This window comes from Micromonospora sp. WMMD987, from assembly GCF_029581435.1.
Lineage (GTDB): Bacteria > Actinomycetota > Actinomycetes > Mycobacteriales > Micromonosporaceae > Micromonospora > Micromonospora rifamycinica.
This window is the reverse complement of sequence record NZ_CP120861.1, coordinates 3,457,190-3,472,834: the sequence shown is the minus strand read 5'-3', so window position 1 is coordinate 3,472,834 and position 15,645 is coordinate 3,457,190. Positions and strand designations below refer to the sequence as shown.

The 15,645-nt window shown below is 72.6% G+C and carries 17 protein-coding genes, 2 tRNA genes and 1 pseudogene; 5 read left to right on the top strand and 15 right to left on the bottom strand.

All coding sequences use genetic code 11. The features are described 5' to 3' along the window. Positions 1-106 precede the first annotated feature (106 nt). Positions 107-1,093, top strand: coding sequence for a WYL domain-containing protein (locus O7612_RS14650; protein WP_282264971.1), 987 nt, complete (start codon positions 107-109; stop codon positions 1,091-1,093). A 32-nt stretch (positions 1,094-1,125) separates the two neighbouring features. Here the strand turns inward: O7612_RS14650 and O7612_RS14645 are convergent, their stop codons facing one another. The 5 genes and pseudogenes from O7612_RS14645 to O7612_RS14625 all read right to left on the bottom strand — a co-directional run bounded on the left by O7612_RS14645 (position 1,126) and on the right by O7612_RS14625 (position 4,848). Next, positions 1,126-2,628, bottom strand: coding sequence for a carboxylesterase family protein (locus tag O7612_RS14645; RefSeq protein ID WP_282264970.1), 1,503 nt, complete (start codon positions 2,626-2,628; stop codon positions 1,126-1,128). Positions 2,629-2,802: 174 nt separating this feature from the next. Further along, on the bottom strand, positions 2,803-3,237 hold the full coding sequence (locus O7612_RS14640; RefSeq protein WP_282264969.1) for an arsenate reductase ArsC: 435 nt from the start codon (positions 3,235-3,237) through the stop codon (positions 2,803-2,805). A 32-nt stretch (positions 3,238-3,269) separates the two neighbouring features. Continuing rightward, on the bottom strand, positions 3,270-3,749 hold the full coding sequence (locus O7612_RS14635) for a GNAT family N-acetyltransferase (protein WP_282264968.1): 480 nt from the start codon (positions 3,747-3,749) through the stop codon (positions 3,270-3,272). A 128-nt stretch (positions 3,750-3,877) separates the two neighbouring features. Beyond that, a pseudogene (locus tag O7612_RS14630) lies at positions 3,878-4,525 on the bottom strand (aquaporin); the annotation flags it as partial. After that, a complete protein-coding gene (locus O7612_RS14625) occupies positions 4,522-4,848 on the bottom strand; it encodes a metalloregulator ArsR/SmtB family transcription factor (protein WP_089003908.1) in 327 nt (108 codons plus the stop codon). The pseudogene O7612_RS14630 and the gene O7612_RS14625, both read right to left, overlap by 4 nt. 130 nt (positions 4,849-4,978) lie before the next feature. Between O7612_RS14625 and O7612_RS14620 the strand changes: the two genes are divergently transcribed. Further along, the gene (locus O7612_RS14620; RefSeq protein WP_282264967.1) at positions 4,979-5,425 is read left to right on the top strand and encodes an ArsI/CadI family heavy metal resistance metalloenzyme; all 447 of its coding nucleotides are present in this window, start codon (positions 4,979-4,981) and stop codon (positions 5,423-5,425) included. 10 nt (positions 5,426-5,435) lie between these two features. On the opposite strand, the gene O7612_RS14615 is transcribed toward O7612_RS14620, so the two are convergent. The 3 genes from O7612_RS14615 to O7612_RS14605 form a co-directional block, all read right to left on the bottom strand. Then, a complete protein-coding gene (locus O7612_RS14615; RefSeq protein ID WP_282264966.1) occupies positions 5,436-6,011 on the bottom strand; it encodes an HD domain-containing protein in 576 nt (191 codons plus the stop codon). 119 nt (positions 6,012-6,130) lie between these two features. Next, complete coding sequence (locus O7612_RS14610) at positions 6,131-6,370, bottom strand: GntR family transcriptional regulator (RefSeq protein ID WP_282264965.1); 240 nt, start codon at positions 6,368-6,370, stop codon at positions 6,131-6,133. A gap of 91 nt (positions 6,371-6,461) precedes the next feature. Beyond that, positions 6,462-7,685 carry a Tat pathway signal protein gene (locus tag O7612_RS14605; protein WP_282264964.1) on the bottom strand — a complete coding sequence of 408 codons (1,224 nt, stop codon included), beginning with the start codon at positions 7,683-7,685 and terminating at the stop codon, positions 6,462-6,464. A gap of 332 nt (positions 7,686-8,017) precedes the next feature. Between O7612_RS14605 and O7612_RS14600 the strand changes: the two genes are divergently transcribed. Both O7612_RS14600 and O7612_RS14595 read left to right on the top strand, forming a co-directional pair. Then, positions 8,018-8,164, top strand: coding sequence for a hypothetical protein (locus O7612_RS14600; protein ID WP_282264963.1), 147 nt, complete (start codon positions 8,018-8,020; stop codon positions 8,162-8,164). After that, on the top strand, positions 8,161-9,378 hold the full coding sequence (locus tag O7612_RS14595) for a helix-turn-helix domain-containing protein (protein ID WP_282264962.1): 1,218 nt from the start codon (positions 8,161-8,163) through the stop codon (positions 9,376-9,378). Before O7612_RS14600 ends, O7612_RS14595 begins: the two co-directional genes overlap by 4 nt. Positions 9,379-9,476: 98 nt before the next feature. Here the strand turns inward: O7612_RS14595 and O7612_RS14590 are convergent, their stop codons facing one another. From O7612_RS14590 to O7612_RS14565, 6 genes are all read right to left on the bottom strand, one after another. Further along, entirely contained in the window at positions 9,477-10,172 is a 696-nt protein-coding gene (locus O7612_RS14590) for a trypsin-like serine protease (protein WP_282264961.1), read from the bottom strand. A gap of 294 nt (positions 10,173-10,466) precedes the next feature. Further along, entirely contained in the window at positions 10,467-11,645 is a 1,179-nt protein-coding gene (locus tag O7612_RS14585) for an aminotransferase class I/II-fold pyridoxal phosphate-dependent enzyme (protein ID WP_282264960.1), read from the bottom strand. Positions 11,646-11,704: 59 nt separating this feature from the next. After that, positions 11,705-11,777, bottom strand: a tRNA-Arg gene (locus tag O7612_RS14580). 32 nt (positions 11,778-11,809) lie between these two features. Next, on the bottom strand, positions 11,810-13,009 hold the full coding sequence (locus O7612_RS14575) for an RtcB family protein (protein WP_282264959.1): 1,200 nt from the start codon (positions 13,007-13,009) through the stop codon (positions 11,810-11,812). Between the two features lie 25 nt (positions 13,010-13,034). Continuing rightward, a tRNA-Trp gene (locus O7612_RS14570) sits at positions 13,035-13,106 on the bottom strand. A 279-nt stretch (positions 13,107-13,385) separates the two neighbouring features. Beyond that, a complete protein-coding gene (locus O7612_RS14565; protein ID WP_282264958.1) occupies positions 13,386-13,958 on the bottom strand; it encodes a hypothetical protein in 573 nt (190 codons plus the stop codon). 74 nt (positions 13,959-14,032) lie between these two features. Between O7612_RS14565 and O7612_RS14560 the strand changes: the two genes are divergently transcribed. Further along, the gene (locus tag O7612_RS14560) at positions 14,033-14,812 is read left to right on the top strand and encodes an alpha/beta hydrolase family protein (RefSeq protein WP_282264957.1); all 780 of its coding nucleotides are present in this window, start codon (positions 14,033-14,035) and stop codon (positions 14,810-14,812) included. Between the two features lie 47 nt (positions 14,813-14,859). Here O7612_RS14560 and O7612_RS14555 read toward each other — a convergent pair whose 3' ends face one another. Next, positions 14,860-15,600 (bottom strand): M15 family metallopeptidase, encoded by a 741-nt coding sequence (locus O7612_RS14555; protein ID WP_282273917.1) that lies wholly within the window; start codon positions 15,598-15,600, stop codon positions 14,860-14,862. Positions 15,601-15,645: the final 45 nt, after the last annotated feature.

Below are 15,645 nucleotides of genomic sequence, written 5' to 3'. Positions count from 1 at the left end.
GACTCCTTGCTGATGGTGCTCGACGCCCGGTAGTGGGCTGGTCAGGAGCAAGATTCGCAGCAGTAGGTGACAGGGTGTGGCACCTACTGCGGGCAGAATCGGACTCATGCCGACCACGTCCGCCCGACTGCTCGCCCTGCTGTCGCTGTTGCAGACCCGCCGGGACTGGTCCGGCACCGTGCTGGCCGAACGCCTCGGCATCAGCCTGCGTACCGTGCGCCGCGACGTCGACCGGCTGCGGGAACTCGGCTACCCCGTCGCCGCCGTCAAAGGTCCCGACGGTGGTTACCGGCTCGACGCCGGCACCGAACTGCCCCCGCTGCTGTTCGACGACGAGCAGGCCGTCGCCCTCACCGTCGCCCTCCAGGTCGCGGCGACCGGCGCGGACGGGGCGCTCGCGGACGCCGCCGCGCGGGCGCTGCACACCGTACGACAGGTGTTGCCGATCCGGCTGCGGCAGCGGGTCGGGGCGCTCAGCGTGACCGCCGTCGCGCGTCCCGCCGGCACGGCGGCCGAACCGGTCGACGGCGGGGTGCTGCTGGCGCTCGGTGCCGCCGTGCACGCCCGCGAGATCCTGCGCTTCGACTACGGCACCGACCGGCCCGCCGGCCCGGCCCGGCACGCGGAACCGCATCACGTCGTCACCTGGGACGGCCGGTGGTACCTGGTCGCCTGGGACCTCGACCGGGCCGACTGGCGGACCTTCCGCGTCGACCGGATCACCCTGCGCCCGCCGCACGGACCCCGCTTCACCCCGAGACCCCTGCCCGGCGGGGACGTCGCCACGTACCTCACCGGGGTCTTCCGGGGGTCGGCCGGCGGGTCGGCGGACTGGCCGTGCCGGGGCACGGTGCTGCTCGACCTGCCCGCGGCGACCGTCGCCCGGTACACCCGCGACGGCCTGGTCGAGGAGATCGCCCCCGACCGGTGCCGGCTCACCCTCGGGTCGTGGTCCTGGGTGAGCCTGGCCGCCGCCGTCGCCCGGTACGACGCCGGGATCACCGTCGTCGGCCCGCCGGCCCTCACCGAGGCGTTCGCGCTGCTCGCCGACCGGTTCACCCGCACCGCCACCGGTGGTGGTGCCGCGCGGTGACGCGGCCGGGTTCCGCCGCCGCCCCGGCGCTGTCAGGCGAGCAGCGGGAGCGGGCCGAAGGTGTGGTCCCGCCACAGCAGCCGGGAGGCGTCCTCCGGATACGCGGCCACCGTCGACCGCCCGTCGAAGATCCGGGTACGGCGACCGGCGTCGTACGGCGGCCAGCCGGGGTCGCCGGTCGCGGCGAACGCCGTCCACGCCCCACGGAGCTGCCCGGACAGGTCGTGCGCCGCCGGGGTGGGCGGGTCACCGATCAGCATCGCGGGCTGCCCGCTGGTCAGGGTGCCGAAGACCAGCGGCACGTCCAGACCGTGACAGGCACCGAGGCCGCCCCCCAGGCCCGGCGCCGGCCAGGTCAGCTCGTAGAGGTACCCCCGGCCGCCACCGGCGAGCTGCGCGTCGGCCAGGTGCAGGCTCGGCATCCGGAACAACCAGTCCGCATTGACCAGCTCGTACAACTGCTCGTCGGTGGCGTCCGGGAACGCCTCCCGGTAGCGGGCGGCACCGTCCGGCCCCGGGGCCAGCATCCGCAGCGCCGTCCCGGTCTGCTCCGGCGTGACCTGGCCGAGCACACCGTCGAGCAGGCTGAACAGCCGGTGCTCGTCCCGGGTGTGCCCGACGAGCAGGTCGACCTCCCGCGCGGCACCGTCGGCCAGCGCCCGCCACGGGGTCGCCGGCAGCACGTCCCCGTCGACGACCGGCGCGAACGGGATCGGCCGGTGGGTGATCGACCCCCACCGCTCCCGCCACCGGACGATCCCGGCGGAGACCGCCTCGGCCACGGCCGGCAGCCGGGCCGGCGTCACCGTCGACAGCCCGGCCAGGGTCGGTGGTACCCCCAGCTCGGCGGCGCAGGCAGCGGTGACGTCGGCGGCCAGGTCGGGTGAGAAGAACGTCCCCGGGACGCTCTGCGCGACCGCCCGCCGGAACAGCCCGGCGGCGCGCGGCATGGCCAGCAGCGCGGCGACCGAGCCGCCGCCGGCCGACTGCCCGAAGACCGTCACCCGGCCCGGGTCGCCACCGAAGGCACGGATGTTGTCCCGTACCCATTCCAGGGCCGCCACCTGGTCGAGCAGCCCCCGGTTGGCCGGTGCCCCGTCGAGCTGCCCGAAACCCTCGAAACCGAGGCGGTAGTTGAGCGTCACCACCACTGTCGCGCTGCGGGCGAGGTGCCCGCCGTCGTACTGCGGGAGGCCGGAACAGCCGACCAGGTAGCCACCTCCGGGGATCCACACCATCACCGGCAACCCCGCCGCCGGGTCCGGCTCCGGCGTCCACACGTTGAGCGTCAGCCAGTCCTCGCCGGTGCTCTGCGGGGACGTCCCGAACGCGTCGGGCTGTGGAGGCGGCGGACCGTAGGCGACCGCCGGGCGTACGCCGTCCCAGTGGGATACCAGCTGCGGCGCGGCGAACCGGAGGGCACCGACCGGCGGTTCGGCGTACCGGATGCCCCGGAACACCGCCAGGCCCGCCTCCCGGCAGCCGCGCAGGACACCGGCCACGGTACGGACTTCCGGCTCGGACTCCGACGGCATGCTGGCCCCTCCCCGCTCCCGGTCGGCCGCAGCATCCCAGCGCCCGCCGACCACCGGCAAACCATTTAGCGCCCTTGACGGAGGTCGGTCGCAGGTCGACCCATCAGGTCAGCCTGGCGGGAGGCTCCACCGCGCCCACGCCCGCGCCCACGACGCGTCGTCGCCGGTGGTCGGTCAGGCGTCGACGCTGGTGTCAGGGGCCAGGTCGGCGAGGAGTCGGGCAACATGCTGGCGGATCTCGTCGCGGACCTCGCGGACGACGGACAGCGGCTGTCCAGCGGGGTCGGTGAGTTTCCAGTCCTCGTAGCGTGTGCCGGGGAGGACGGGGCAGGTGTCGCCGCAGCCCATGGTGACGATGACGTCGCTGGCCTCGGCGGCGTCCCGGTCGAGGAGCTTCGGCTGCTCGGCGGTGATGTCGATGCCGACCTCGCGCATGGCCTCGACCGCGACGGGGTTGACGCGGTCGGCGGGTGCGGAGCCGGCGGACCGGACCTCGACGGTGTTCCCGGCGAGGTGACGCAGCCAGCCGGCGGCCATCTGGGAACGGCCGGCGTTGTGCACGCAGACGAACAACACCGAGGGCGTGGTGTGCCGGGTGGGGGTGCTCATGGGTGGTGGGCCTCTTTTCGGTGCTGCGGCGGTCAGGTGACGGTGGGGCTGCGGCGTTCGATGAGGACGACGTCGCGCCACCGGTCGTGGTGGCGGCCGAGGCGTTCGCGGACGCCGATGGTGCGGAAGCCGCAGGCGTGGTGCAGGGCGAGGCTGGCGGTGTTCTCGGGGAAGATCCCGGACTGGATGGTCCAGATGCCGGCCCGTTCGGTCGAGTCGATCAGCCGGTGGAGCAGGAGCCGGCCGACGCCCCGGCCCCGGGCGTCGGGGTGGACGTAGACGGAGTGCTCCACGACCCCGGCGTAGACGCACCGGTCGGACACCGGGGTGCACGCGACCCAGCCGAGCACCCGGTCGGCCGCCGTGTGGTCGACGGCGACCCAGCGGTGTCCGGGCAGGCGGGTGGCGGTGAACCGGGCCCAGGTGGGTGGTTCGGTCTCGAAGGTGGCGTCGCCGGTGGCGATCCCGTGCCGGTAGATGTCGAGCACCGCCGGGGCATGGTCGTCGGTCATCGGCACGAGACCGGGGCGGGACGACCGGACGCCGGTCATGACGAGGCCCGTTCCGGCTGTGCCGGTGCCAGCTCGACCGCCGCCCTGTCCCGCTGTCGGACGGTCGGATACCACCAGGTGGTCGCGGCGACCGCGACCCCGACGGCGGCGAGCTGCGCGGCGGCGAACCCGGCCGCCGAGGTGGGGGCGATGCCGGCGAAGGTGTCGGTGAACACGCGGCCGATCGTGACGGCCGGGTTGGCGAACGAGGTGGAGGCGGTGAACCAGTACGCGCCACCGATCCACGCCCCGACCGCCGCCGGGGCGACCGCGGTCCGGCGGGTACGGGTGAGGGCGGCGATCAGCAGTAGGAGCCCGGCGGTCGCGACGACCTCGGCCAACCACAGTCCGCTCCCGGCCCGCCGGTGGGTGGAGACCGTGACGGCGGGCAGCCCGAACATCAGGTGCGCCAGCACCGTGCCGCCGACCGCACCGAGCACCTGCGCCACGACGTACGCGCCGAGGTCACGGGTCGACAGGCCGGCTCCCGTCCGGCGGGCCTGCCACCGGTCGGCGAGCGACACGACGGGGTTGAGGTGGGCACCGGACACCGGGCCGAAGATGAGGATCAGCGCGCCGAGGGCGAACGCGGTGGCGATGCTGTTCTCCAGCAGTTGCAGCCCCACGTCGCCCGGCGACAGGCGGGTGGCGGCGATCCCCGAGCCGACCACGGCGGTGACGAGCAGACCGGTGCCGACCAGCTCCGCCGACGCCCGACGCAGCAGGTCGGGCGTCACCGGGCCGGCCCGGTCGACGCGGCGGCGGCCGAGACGTCCAGGAGCTGGGACAGGACGGCGAGGCGGGCCGGGACGATCCAGTAGTAGACCCAGGTCCCCCGGCGCTGGCAGTCGATCAACCCGGCCTCGCGCAGCACCTTCAGGTGGTGGGAGATCGTCGGGCCGGTCAGGGTGAACGCGTCGGTCAGCTCGCACACGCACACCTCGCCGCCGGCCCGCGCGGCGATCAGGGAGAGCAGCCGCAGCCGTACCGGATCACCGAGGGCCTTGAAGCCGCGCGCCAGACCGGCGGCGGCGTCCTCCGTGAGGGCCTCGGTGACCATCGGCGCGCAGCAGGCCGACTGGTCAGCGAGGACCGGCAGTTCTTGTCTCGACACCCGTCTAGTTTGACAAACATCTAACCAGAGTGCAATTGTCTGCCTAGACGGTCATCTAAACAACCGGAGGTGTGGGATGTCCCGCGTCCAGCTCGCCCTGCGCGTCGCCGACCTGGAGGGGTCGATCGCGTTCTACTCGAAGCTGTTCGGCACCGAGCCGGCCAAGCGGCGACCCGGCTACGCCAACTTCGCCATCGAGGAGCCGCCGCTGAAGCTGGTCCTGCTCGAAGGCGACCCGGACCAGGCCACCGCGCTCGACCACCTCGGCGTCGAGGTGTTCGACGGCGCGCAGGTCACCGCCGCCACCGACCGACTCACCGAGGCCGGGCTGATCACCCTGACCGAGAACGACACCTCCTGCTGCTATGCCGTGCAGGACAAGGTCTGGGTCCGTGGACCCGGCGACGAGCGCTGGGAGGTGTACGTGGTCAAGGGCGACTCCGACCAGTACGGCACCTCCGCGCCGACCCCGCCCGCAGCCGACGACGAACGCACGTGTTGCGAGACCACGTCCCGCAGCTGACGCCTGAGGGCTACACCGGGGGCGGGGTGAGCCAGCCGAGGGGTTCTCCGCTGAGGGCGGCTTCCGCCAGGCGGTGCGCGCTGGTGGTCTTGAGTGCCGCACGTGAGCTGTCGATCCAGCGCTGGACGTTGTCGATGCCCTGGTGGCGGTATTCGACCGCCTGGACGAGGCATTCGAGTTTGTCGGCGTCGCGGGCGACGATGGCCTCCGGTGTCTCGCCCGCTTCGTACTCGGCGACGGCGGCGTTGACGAGGTCGGCGACGGCCGGTGGGCAGGCGGCGACCTGGTCCGCGGTGACCGTGGTGTTGGGCGCGGCGGTGAGGTAGCGCCTGGCGATGTGCGGGATGTCGGTGATCCGGGTTTCCTGGGTGTCGTGCAGGACGCACAGCATCGACACCCGGGCCGGGTCGGCACCTTCCATGGCGGCGAGCATCATCCCGATCAGCGCGGTACGGAACGAGTGATCGGCGATGGATTCGGGATCTTTGACGCCGGCGAACCACCAACCGGTGCGGGCGGCGCGCTTGAGGACGCCGGCCTCGAAGATGAAGCGCATGACTCCGGCGGAATCGTGGTCGTCGTTCATCTGCCCGTCCCTGTGCCGGTGACTCCGTCTGCTCGCAGGCTGTAGACGATAGAGGTTAGTTCCCGCCGGGACTGTGCACATCAGACCCAGGCCGGAGGATGACCGATCGGGAGGGCTGCCTACTCGACCACGAAGACGCCCACGCCAGGCAGGGTCTCTGTCATGCCCTTGATCCGTAGCACCTGCATGGCGCGGTCGATGACGGGCTCCGTAACGCCGTAGTGCTCGATCAACTCTCGACGGCTGGGCAACTTGGAGCCCGGCGGGAACTCGCCGGACTTGATGCGGTCGGCGAGATCGTCGGCGATCTTCTCGTAGCGGTAACGCGGTGGCACGGTGTTCCCCTCGGTTGGCAACACGAGTAGGCCACCACGCCGACCTGACTACCCAACGGCACCCGGGGAGGGTTGCTCAGGGGTCGTTTTCCGCGGATGGCCGGGCGGGGCGGCATCAGGGCGCAACGAGGAGGGCTGCGGCGCGTTGGTCGAGTTGCTTCGCGAACGGGGGCAGGCGTGGGCCGAAGCTGCTGAGCCGGGTACGTATGTTCTTCACGGCCACGGTGGCCCGGCCGGACCGGACACCAGCCATCGAGTCCAGGGCGTTGTTCCAGCTCTCGGTCGCCTCGCGGAGCCGTCCCCGTACACATTGGACGTCGGCGAGGTTGGCCAGCGTCAGAGTGTGGATCCGCCGGTACGCCTCGGTGTCGCGGGTGGCCACGGAACGGCGCAACTCGGCTTCTGCAGCGGGAAGATCACCCAGGTCACGCAGTGCCTGGCCAGCCTGACTAGCCAGTGAGGTCGTCGTGAAACCGCTGGTCTGGATCCAGGTCGGCTCGTCGTCCGGGGACGCCTTCGAGAGGTGGGTCTCGGCAGCCCGGAGCGCTGCCGACGTCTTGGCCCGGTCGCCCGTCGCGGCGTGCCCCCGGGCGGTGAGAACGGTGAACAGCGCGGTCGCCGCCGGGGTCGCCCTCCCCCGCGACCAGGCGAGGGCCGAGGTGGCGAGCTCCAACGCCTCCGCACCGTGCCCCAGGTCGACAGCCTGATGCGCCATCGCCCGAAGCGTGAAACCGGCCAACGCCCGATCGTCCGCCTCGTTGGCCAGCCGCAGCGACTGGAGGTAGTACCGCTGGGCCACCCCGTGCAGGGACGAGTCGAACGCCTTCCAGCCCGCGAGATAGGTCAACTCGGCGGCGGCGCTGAACATGGCCCGACGATCCTGGTCGGACGCGAAGGTTCCCTGGAGGTAGCCGGCCACGTCGGAGGTGAGGTACTGGACCACGGCGAGCCGCGCATGCCCGCCGCCGAACCGCTCGTCGGCCCTGCTGAACACCGCGAGCATATCGCGCACGGCGTCGATCTCGCGGCGACCCACCGCCGCGCCCCCGCCCCGCGCCCGTCGACCCCGATCCGCGATGTCCTCCCAGGAACCCAGCGGAACGGCAAGCGCAGCCAGTGAATACAGGGCGGTGAATCCGAACGCCCGTCGTTCCACGTCAGCTCTCCCGAGCGTCAGGAGATCAGTGGCCGGGTCGCGCCTCCACCAATCCAGGCCGGTCAGATCAGGGTCCAGGCTATCGCCGACAACAAGCCCGAGATCGGCCGGACCGACGACCCGGCCCAACCGGCGGGAGAACGCTTCGGCCAGATAGCGGGAGGTCGTCTCGGTGGGCTTCACTCCGGCGACCCAGTGCCCCACATGGGAACGGTCACAGGACGGCAGGGCGCCACCGTTCTCCAGCGCGACGGCACGTACCGCTGCGGCGCAGGCGTCGTACGACCACCGGCACTCGCGAACGAGGGCCAGCAGTCTTTCGTTGCGTCGCCGTACTGCCATCGATGGCCTTCCCCGTTGCACTGCGTTCCACACGTTCAACACCAACGCTGCCCGGCGCGACTTCCGAGCGCGCCAGCATGTCCGTTTACTGCGAGTAGACCCTAGGGGACAGCGAGTGACGTACGCAATGGTCACCCCGCTTCCGACCGGCGCGGCAGAGAGCGAGAGCGCAGATGATTTCCGAGGTTATTTCGGTCCTGTTCGGGGGGTTGGTGCCGGGCTTCCTGCTCGGGCTGCTCGCGTTCCGGGTCAAGTCCCGGTGGTGTCCCCGCTGCGGCGGGTCCACCCACACCACGCCCGTGCCGGGGCACGACCGGTGACCGGTCCCGGCCGGCAGCGCACCGGAAACGAGCCGGCGATCGGCCGCCGGATGGCCGAGCTACGGGCCCGCCGGGGCATGAGCCAGCAGGTCTTCGCCGACCGGATCGGCAAGTCCAAGAGCTGGGTCGACAAGGTCGAACGCGGGGTGCGTACCCTCGACCGGCTCTCCGTCATCGACACCGTGGCCGGCGCGCTCGGCGTCGCACCGCAACTCCTGCTCGCCGGGCGGACGCCGCCGGCACCGGTCACCGACGTCGGTGCCGGAGTGGAACGGGTCCGGGCGGCGCTGGCCCGCCACGACACCCCGGCGTCCACCCCGGCCGGACCGCTGCTGCGGCAGCTCGACGACCAGGCCGGATACGCCTGGGCGGCATACCGCAACGGGCAGCACCCCCAGGTGCTACGGATGCTGCCCGACCTGCTCGCCGACAGCCGCCACGCCGGCCACCCCGGCCCGGTGGACCCGCCCGTCCTCGATCTGCTGGTGCGGGTGCACCGGCTCACCGCCCAGACGCTGGTCAAGCTCGGCGACGCCCACCTGGCCTGGCTGGCCGCCGACCGGGCCATGATCACCGCCACCCGTGGTGACCCGGTGCGGATCGGCCGGGCGGCGGTGACCCTGGCGCAGGTGCTCCGGACGCTGCGGCGGGGCCGGCTGGCCAGGACCGCCGCACTCACCGCCGTACGCCAGCTCGACCCGGCGGCGGCGCAGGGCGACCCGCCGGCGCTGGCCCTGACCGGGGCGCTGCTGATCGAAGCCGCCCTCGCCGCCGCCAGCTACGGCGACGCCGCCACTGCCCACGACCTGACCGAGCGCGCCGCCCTGCTCGCCACCGCCGACGAGCCGCCCGACCCGGACGGCATCACGTTCGGCCCGACTAGCGTCGACCTCGCCCGCGCCCTGGTCGCCACCCAGCTCGGCGACCACCACCGGGCCGTCGACCTGCACCGCCGGGCCACCGGACACGACGGCTGGCGACATCTCCCCGCCGAACACCGCGCCGCCCACCTCATCGACATCACCCGCAGCCACCTCGACCTGGGCGACCCCGACGCCGCCGGGCGGGCCCTGCTCACCGCCGACCGGACCGCCCCCGGTGAGACCCGCACCCGCCCGGCCGCCCGCGCCGCCCTGACCGCCGTGCTCCGCGCAGGCCCCACCCCGGCCGACGTCGCCCGCCTCGCCGCCACCATCGGGCTGGCCCGCCCCTGACGGGGCGGGCCACGGAGCCGGGCGGGTGCCAGGCCACGACCGTCCAGGGTCGCGACCCCAGGTGGCCGGACCGGGGGCCGGACCGGCCACCCCGACGCTCAGCTGGGCCCGACGCCGCTCACGGCCTCGATCCAACCGGCGATGAAGTGGGTCGTCAGGCCGTAGGCCAGGTTCGTCTCGTTGTCCGCGATGTGGATACCGTAGATTTTGTCGAGCCAGTAGATTCCCGCCCCGGAATCACCGCTCGCCGTCACACCGCTTCCATAGCTTTCCAGGCGCATGGCGCTGTTGCCGGCCCCCACGATGTCGTGGTGAATGCCGTAGTCCGTCACCCGCATGCCGCAGATCTGCAGGGTGGAGGGCTGGGTGTAACTCCCGCGGGTGGTGCTTCCCCAACCGCTGATCGACGGGGTGGAGTTGATGGGGGGATATGCCGCCGAGTAGCCCACGGCGATGCGGGACCAGTTCGGGACGTCCTGCCAGAGGTTGAGGAGCATCGCGTCCTGGAAGGGCTCCTTGTAGATTCCGGCGATCGCCATCAGGTGGCCCCGGGCGAACCCGCGTTCGCCTGCGGCCACAAGGCTGTTGTTGACGTTGCCGCCCGTCCTGTCGAAACAGTGTTTGGCCGTGAGGACCCAGTTGCTGGCGATGAGCGTGCCGGTGCACTTGTAGGAGTCGTTGACGAAGATCTGCACCTGACCACGCAGGTACCCGGCGGAGTTTCCGCCGATGACGGCACCGGCCGGCTGCGCGGTACCGGCCACAGCGGCAATGGGAGTCAGGGACAGGGTCACCGCAACGGCTACCCGCCGCAGTAACGATGGTGTACGCATACGTCTCTCCACTTCGGTACAGGGGTAGGGATTCCCGATGCCGTTTCGGCGGTAGGTCGCCGGCTCGCGGAGATGCCGGCGACGAAGGGGACTCCTTGATCCTGTACTGCGCATGGGGATCGGCATATCCCGCCTGCTGGTCACCTCGTGGTGGCGCAGGTCGTATGCCGGAACTCCAGAGTGGAGGATTGACAGGAGACGGCTCCGCATGGGATGGGCCAGCGGGTCTTCGACACGTCCCGGGAGCCGCCGCGCTCAGGTGACGGCGGTGGCCATCCGGCGTACCGCCTCGGTGAGCAGCTCCGGGGAGGTGGCCAGGTTCAGCCGGACGTGGCCGGCGCCGCCGGTGCCGAAGGCCAGACCGGAGTTGAGCGCCACCCGGCCCCGGTCGAGGAAGGCGGCGGCGGGATCGTCGCCGAGGCCCAGCCCCCGACAGTCGAGCCAGGCGAGGTAGGTGGCCTGGCCGGGTCGGTACCGGACGGTCGGCAGGTGCTCGGCGAGCAGCGCGGCGAGGAGCCGACGGTTGTCGTCCAGACCGGTCAGTAGGGCGTCGAGCCAGTCACCTCCGTCCCGGAACGCGGCGGTGTGGGCGATCACCCCGAGGTGGCTGGTGCCGACGCTGATCTCGAAGGGAACCCGGGCGACGTCCCCGGCGGCGGCCGGGCCGGCGACGAGCAGCCCACCCCGCAGACCGGCCAGGTTCCACCCCTTGGAAGCGGACATCAGCGACAGGCCGCCCTCCGTGCCGGGCACCGAGAGGTACGGCACGAAACGCGCTCCCGCGCCGACCAGCGGTGCGTGGATCTCGTCGGCGACCACCCGCACCCCGTACCGCCCGGCCAGCGCGGCGACGGCGGTCAACTCGTCGGCGGTGTGCAGGACACCGGTCGGGTTGTGCGGGTTGCAGAGCAGGTACACCGCCGGTCGACCGCCGGAGCGGGCCACCCGGAACGCCTCCTCCAGGGTGCCGAGGTCGAGCCGCAGGTCGTCGCCGAGCGGTGCCTCCACGATCCGGCGGCCGGCGTACCCGACGAACCCGTAGAACGGCGGGTAGACCGGGCAGTTGACGACCACCGCGTCACCGGGCCCGGTGAGCAGCCGCAACGCCTCGACCACGCCGTGCATCACGTCGGGCACCAGCGCGGTCCGCTCCACGGCCAGCCCGTCCCAGCCCCACCGATCCCGGGCGAACTCCGCCAGTGCCTCCGGGTACGCCGTGCCGGCGGTGTAGCCGGTGTCCCCGAGCGCGACGGCGTCGGTGATCGCCCGCGCGACCGGCTCGGCGAGCGGCACGTCCATCTCCGCCACCCAGAGGGGCAGTACGTCGTCCGGGTACTCCCGCCACTTGACGCTCGTCCGTCGCCGGAGCTGGTCCAGCCCAAGCTGGCGCAGGGGATTCGCCTGGTCCCGGGAGCCCTGGTGCGTACCACTCATGACGTGAAGACTATTCCGCCCGCTGCCCCCGCGCGGTCGCACGGCAGCCGGGCGGAGAGTGCCCCGACCAGGATTCGAACCTGGGCTCTCCGGTTTCGTAGACCGGCGCGCTGTCCGCTGCGCCACCGGGGCTCACGGCCGACGCCCCGGGGGCGTCGACCGGTCTAACCCTTCACACAGACCACCTGCTTGAGGTGGGCCACCACCTCGACCAGGTCGTCCTGCTGGGCCATCACCGCGGTGATGTCCTTGTACGCGCCGGGGATCTCGTCGACCACCCCGGCGTCCTTGCGGCACTCCACCCCGGCGGTCTGCCGGACCAGGTCGGCGGTGTCGTACGTGCGCTTCGCCTGCCCCCGCGACATCCGCCGCCCGGCCCCGTGCGACGCCGAGCAGTACGCGTCCGGGTTCCCCCGACCCCGCACGATGTACGACCCGGTGCCCATCGACCCCGGGATGATCCCCAGGTCCCCCCGACCGGCCCGGATCGCCCCCTTGCGGGTCACCAGCACGTCCACCCCGTCGTAGCTCTCCTCCGCCACGTAGTTGTGGTGGCAGGAGATCGGCTCCCCGTAGCTGACCTGCGGGAAGGCGTCCCGCACCACGCCGCAGAGCAGGGCCAGCATGACCGCCCGGTTGCGCCGTGCGTACTCCTGCGCCCACCACAGGTCCCGCCGGTAGGCGTCCATCTCCGGGGTGCCGGCGAGGAACACCGCCAGGTCCCGGTCGGGCAGGTCGGCGTTGTGCGGCAGGGCACGGGCCACCCCGATGTGCCGTTCCGCCAACTCCTTGCCGATGTTGCGGGAACCGGAGTGCAGCATCAGCCAGACCTGCCCGGCGTCCGGGCCGTCCTGCTCGACGCAGACCTCGATGAAGTGGTTGCCCCCACCGAGGGTGCCCATCTGCTGCCGGGCCCGGGTCTCCAGCTGGGCCACCCGGCGGTCCAGGGTGGCGAACCGGCCCCAGAAGTCGTCCCAGCCGCGCTGCTCCAGACCCCGGACCCGACGCGGGTCGACCGGGTCGTCCCGCTTGGCGAAGCCGACCGGCACCACCGCCTCGATCGCCGACCGCAGCGGCGCGAGGTTGTCGGGCAGGTCGGCGGCGGTGAGCGAGGTCCGGACCGCGCTCATCCCGCAGCCGATGTCCACCCCTACGGCGGCCGGCGAGACGGCCTGCCGCATCGCGATCACCGAGCCGACGGTGGCACCCTTGCCGTAGTGCACGTCCGGCATCACGGCGACACCCTGCACCCAGGGCAGCGCGCCGATGTTGCGCAACTGCTGCGCGGCCTGCGGCTCGATGCCGTACGGGTCGGTCCAGACCCGTACCGGGGCCTTCGTGCCCGGCAGCGGGGTGAATGCCATGGTCGTTCTCCTCGTTCGTGGGAGCAGGGGGTGACAGGGTTCGCACCTGCGACCGTCGGGTTTGGAATCCGGTGCTCTATCCGTTGAGCTACACCCCTCGGCGGGTGTCGGGGATCGAAAAAGCCGCCCGGTCCCCTGGTGGGGTGGGCGGCTGCGCAGGTTGCGCTGGCGCTATCCGCGCCGCCACCCCGCTCGCCACCGACAACCCCGGGCTCGTTCGCCGGCCGGCAACAGCACGCCGCCGCGCGGCGTGAACCGCGTGGTCAATGTGCTGAGGTACGGCGACACGGTGTGCTCCCCGGTTGGTCGGTGTGGCGTCGATGTCGAACCTAGGCGCGCACCCACCCGGGCCGCAACAGATATCGGAAGCTGCCGGCTATCGGGGCTCGCACATCCTGGACAGGGTGTCGAGCCAGGCGCTGCCCACGAGGGCGACCGGGTAGTGGGCCTCCCGGACCTGCCCGTCGGCGGTCTGCACGGAGAACCGCACCGACAGCGGCTCCGTCCCGGGTGTCTCGCCGCACTGGGACAGCACCACCACGCCGATCCAGCCGGTGCCGCCGGGCCGGATCAGCCGGGTCCGGCCGAGATCGTGGACGAGCACGGTGGGGCTCTCCACCCGGACCGACCGTACCGTGATCGGGGCCGGCCCGGCGTTGACCACGGCCAGCGACCCTTCGATCAGAGCCCGGCCCCCGGCGTTCGTACTGCCGCTGTCCGCGCTGGCGGGGATGGCCACCAGCGCGACGGTCGCGTCCCGCTCCTGCCGGGCGCGCGCCTCCCGCGACCTGTCGACCCCCCACCCGCCCAGCACCGCACCGGCCACCAGGGCGGCCACCAGGCCAAGGACGATCCGGGGACGGACGGTACGCCGGGCGCGGCCGGTGGTCGGCCCGACGGATCCGTCCCGGTCTGCGTCCAGGTCGATCACGGCATCCTCGGCGGACATGACGACAGCCTAGGTTCTCCCCGGGCGGTGCAGGCGTATCCGACCCCGGACCGCACCCGGTACGGTCCAGGACCATGGCATTGATGCGGTGCGCGTTCGACTCCGAGGCGCTGGGCATGGGCACGTCGATGACGGTGATCCTGCCGCAGCCCGACCCGGCCCGGCCCACGGCGGCGGCCGACGCGGACCCGCCGGTGCTCTACCTGCTGCACGGCCTCAGCGACGACGACACCGGCTGGACCCGCCAGACCTCGATCGAGCGCTACGTGTCGTCGCTGGGTCTGGCCGTGGTGATGCCCCAGGCGGGGCGCAGCTTCTATACCGACGAGACGCACGGCAACCGGTACTGGACGTTCCTCACCGAGGAGCTGCCCCGGGTCTGCCGGTCGTTCTTCCGGATCTCCGGCCGCCGGGAGGACACCTTCGTGGCCGGGCTGTCCATGGGCGGCTACGGGGCGGTGAAGTGGGCGCTGCGGCAGCCGGAGCGGTTCGCCGCCGCGGCCAGCCTGTCGGGGGCGCTCAACGTCGCCCACCGCCGGCACGCCCCGGACCGTCCGCTCGACCCGGACGTCTGGCACACCGTCTGGGGCGACGCCCCGACGGCAGACCCCGATGACGACACGGTGGCGCTGGTGGGCCGGGCCGGGGCCGACACTCCCCCGCTCTACGTCGCCTGCGGCACCGAGGACTTCCTGTACGACGACAACGAGCGTTTCGTCGCCGCCGCCCGGGACCGGGGTGTGCCGGTGACCGTGGACTTCTCCCCCGGCGACCACGACTGGCCGTACTGGGACGCCACGATCCAGAATGTGCTGGCCTGGCTGCCGCTGCGCACCCGGCCGCCCGTCAGCTGACCCCGCCGGCCGGGGTGCCCGCCGGGCCGCACCGACGACGGGCCGGGTCAGCGGGGCAGGGACGACCGGGCCACCGGGAAGTCGAAGTAGGTGTCCGGGTAGGGCTCGTCGGCGTACCGGTAGTGCCACCATTCCCGGTCGTAGTTGACGAAGCCCTCCCGCGTCATCAGGCGTTCCAGCAGCTGCCGGTGGGTCCGGGCGGTGCCGGTGACCCGGGGGTCTGCGGTGTGCGCCAGCGGGTCGAAGCAGTCGAATCCGGTGCCCATGTCGAGGCTGCCGTCGGCGAACCGCCGGTCGGCCGGGTCGGTGCAGGCCACCAACGGCTGACCCGGGGCGTACGAGGCACGGGGCGGGGCCGGGCGGGGCTCCAGGGTCAGGTCGAGGGTGCTGCCCCGGCTGTGCGCGGTGGGCGCACCGAGGTAGCCGTCGGCGAAGAGCTTCGACTTGGCCACCCGGGGATAGAACTCCGCCTTCGTCTGCTGCGCGGCGGGGTCCTTCGCCCACCGGACGAACTCGTCGGCGGCGCGCTGCGGGCGGTAGCAGTCGTACACCCGCAGGCTGAGCCGTCGAGCGCGGGCGGCGTCCTGCACCCGGCGCAGCGCCTCGGCAGCGGTACGGGTGAGCAGGCACAGCGGCTCGTCGTAGCCGTCCACCGGGCGGCCGACGAAGTTGTGCGGGCCGGCGTACCGGATGTCCACGACGATGCTCGGGTCGACCTCGGACAGCAGCACCACGTCGGCCGGGGCCCGCGGCCCGGTCGGGGTGGGCAGGCCGGTCGGGGTGGGCAGGCCGGTCGGGGTGGGCAGGGCGGCGTCCGGCAACGGCCGCGGCGG

Excerpts from the sequence above, each read along its gene's own strand:
- O7612_RS14625 (WP_089003908.1), bottom strand. The coding sequence starts at position 4,848 with ATGGTCACCGAGGCCCTCACGGAGGACGCCGCCGCCGGTCTGGCGCGC.
- O7612_RS14640 (WP_282264969.1), bottom strand. The coding sequence starts at position 3,237 with ATGAGCACCCCCACCCGGCACACCACGCCCTCGGTGTTGTTCGTCTGC.
- O7612_RS14560 (WP_282264957.1), top strand. The coding sequence starts at position 14,033 with ATGGCATTGATGCGGTGCGCGTTCGACTCCGAGGCGCTGGGCATGGGC.
- O7612_RS14615 (WP_282264966.1), bottom strand. The coding sequence starts at position 6,011 with ATGAACGACGACCACGATTCCGCCGGAGTCATGCGCTTCATCTTCGAG.
- O7612_RS14635 (WP_282264968.1), bottom strand. The coding sequence starts at position 3,749 with ATGACCGACGACCATGCCCCGGCGGTGCTCGACATCTACCGGCACGGG.
- O7612_RS14600 (WP_282264963.1), top strand. The coding sequence starts at position 8,018 with ATGATTTCCGAGGTTATTTCGGTCCTGTTCGGGGGGTTGGTGCCGGGC.
- O7612_RS14620 (WP_282264967.1), top strand. The coding sequence starts at position 4,979 with ATGTCCCGCGTCCAGCTCGCCCTGCGCGTCGCCGACCTGGAGGGGTCG.
- O7612_RS14575 (WP_282264959.1), bottom strand. The coding sequence starts at position 13,009 with ATGGCATTCACCCCGCTGCCGGGCACGAAGGCCCCGGTACGGGTCTGG.
- O7612_RS14645 (WP_282264970.1), bottom strand. The coding sequence starts at position 2,628 with ATGCCGTCGGAGTCCGAGCCGGAAGTCCGTACCGTGGCCGGTGTCCTG.
- O7612_RS14650 (WP_282264971.1), top strand. The coding sequence starts at position 107 with ATGCCGACCACGTCCGCCCGACTGCTCGCCCTGCTGTCGCTGTTGCAG.
- O7612_RS14585 (WP_282264960.1), bottom strand. The coding sequence starts at position 11,645 with ATGAGTGGTACGCACCAGGGCTCCCGGGACCAGGCGAATCCCCTGCGC.
- O7612_RS14565 (WP_282264958.1), bottom strand. The coding sequence starts at position 13,958 with ATGTCCGCCGAGGATGCCGTGATCGACCTGGACGCAGACCGGGACGGA.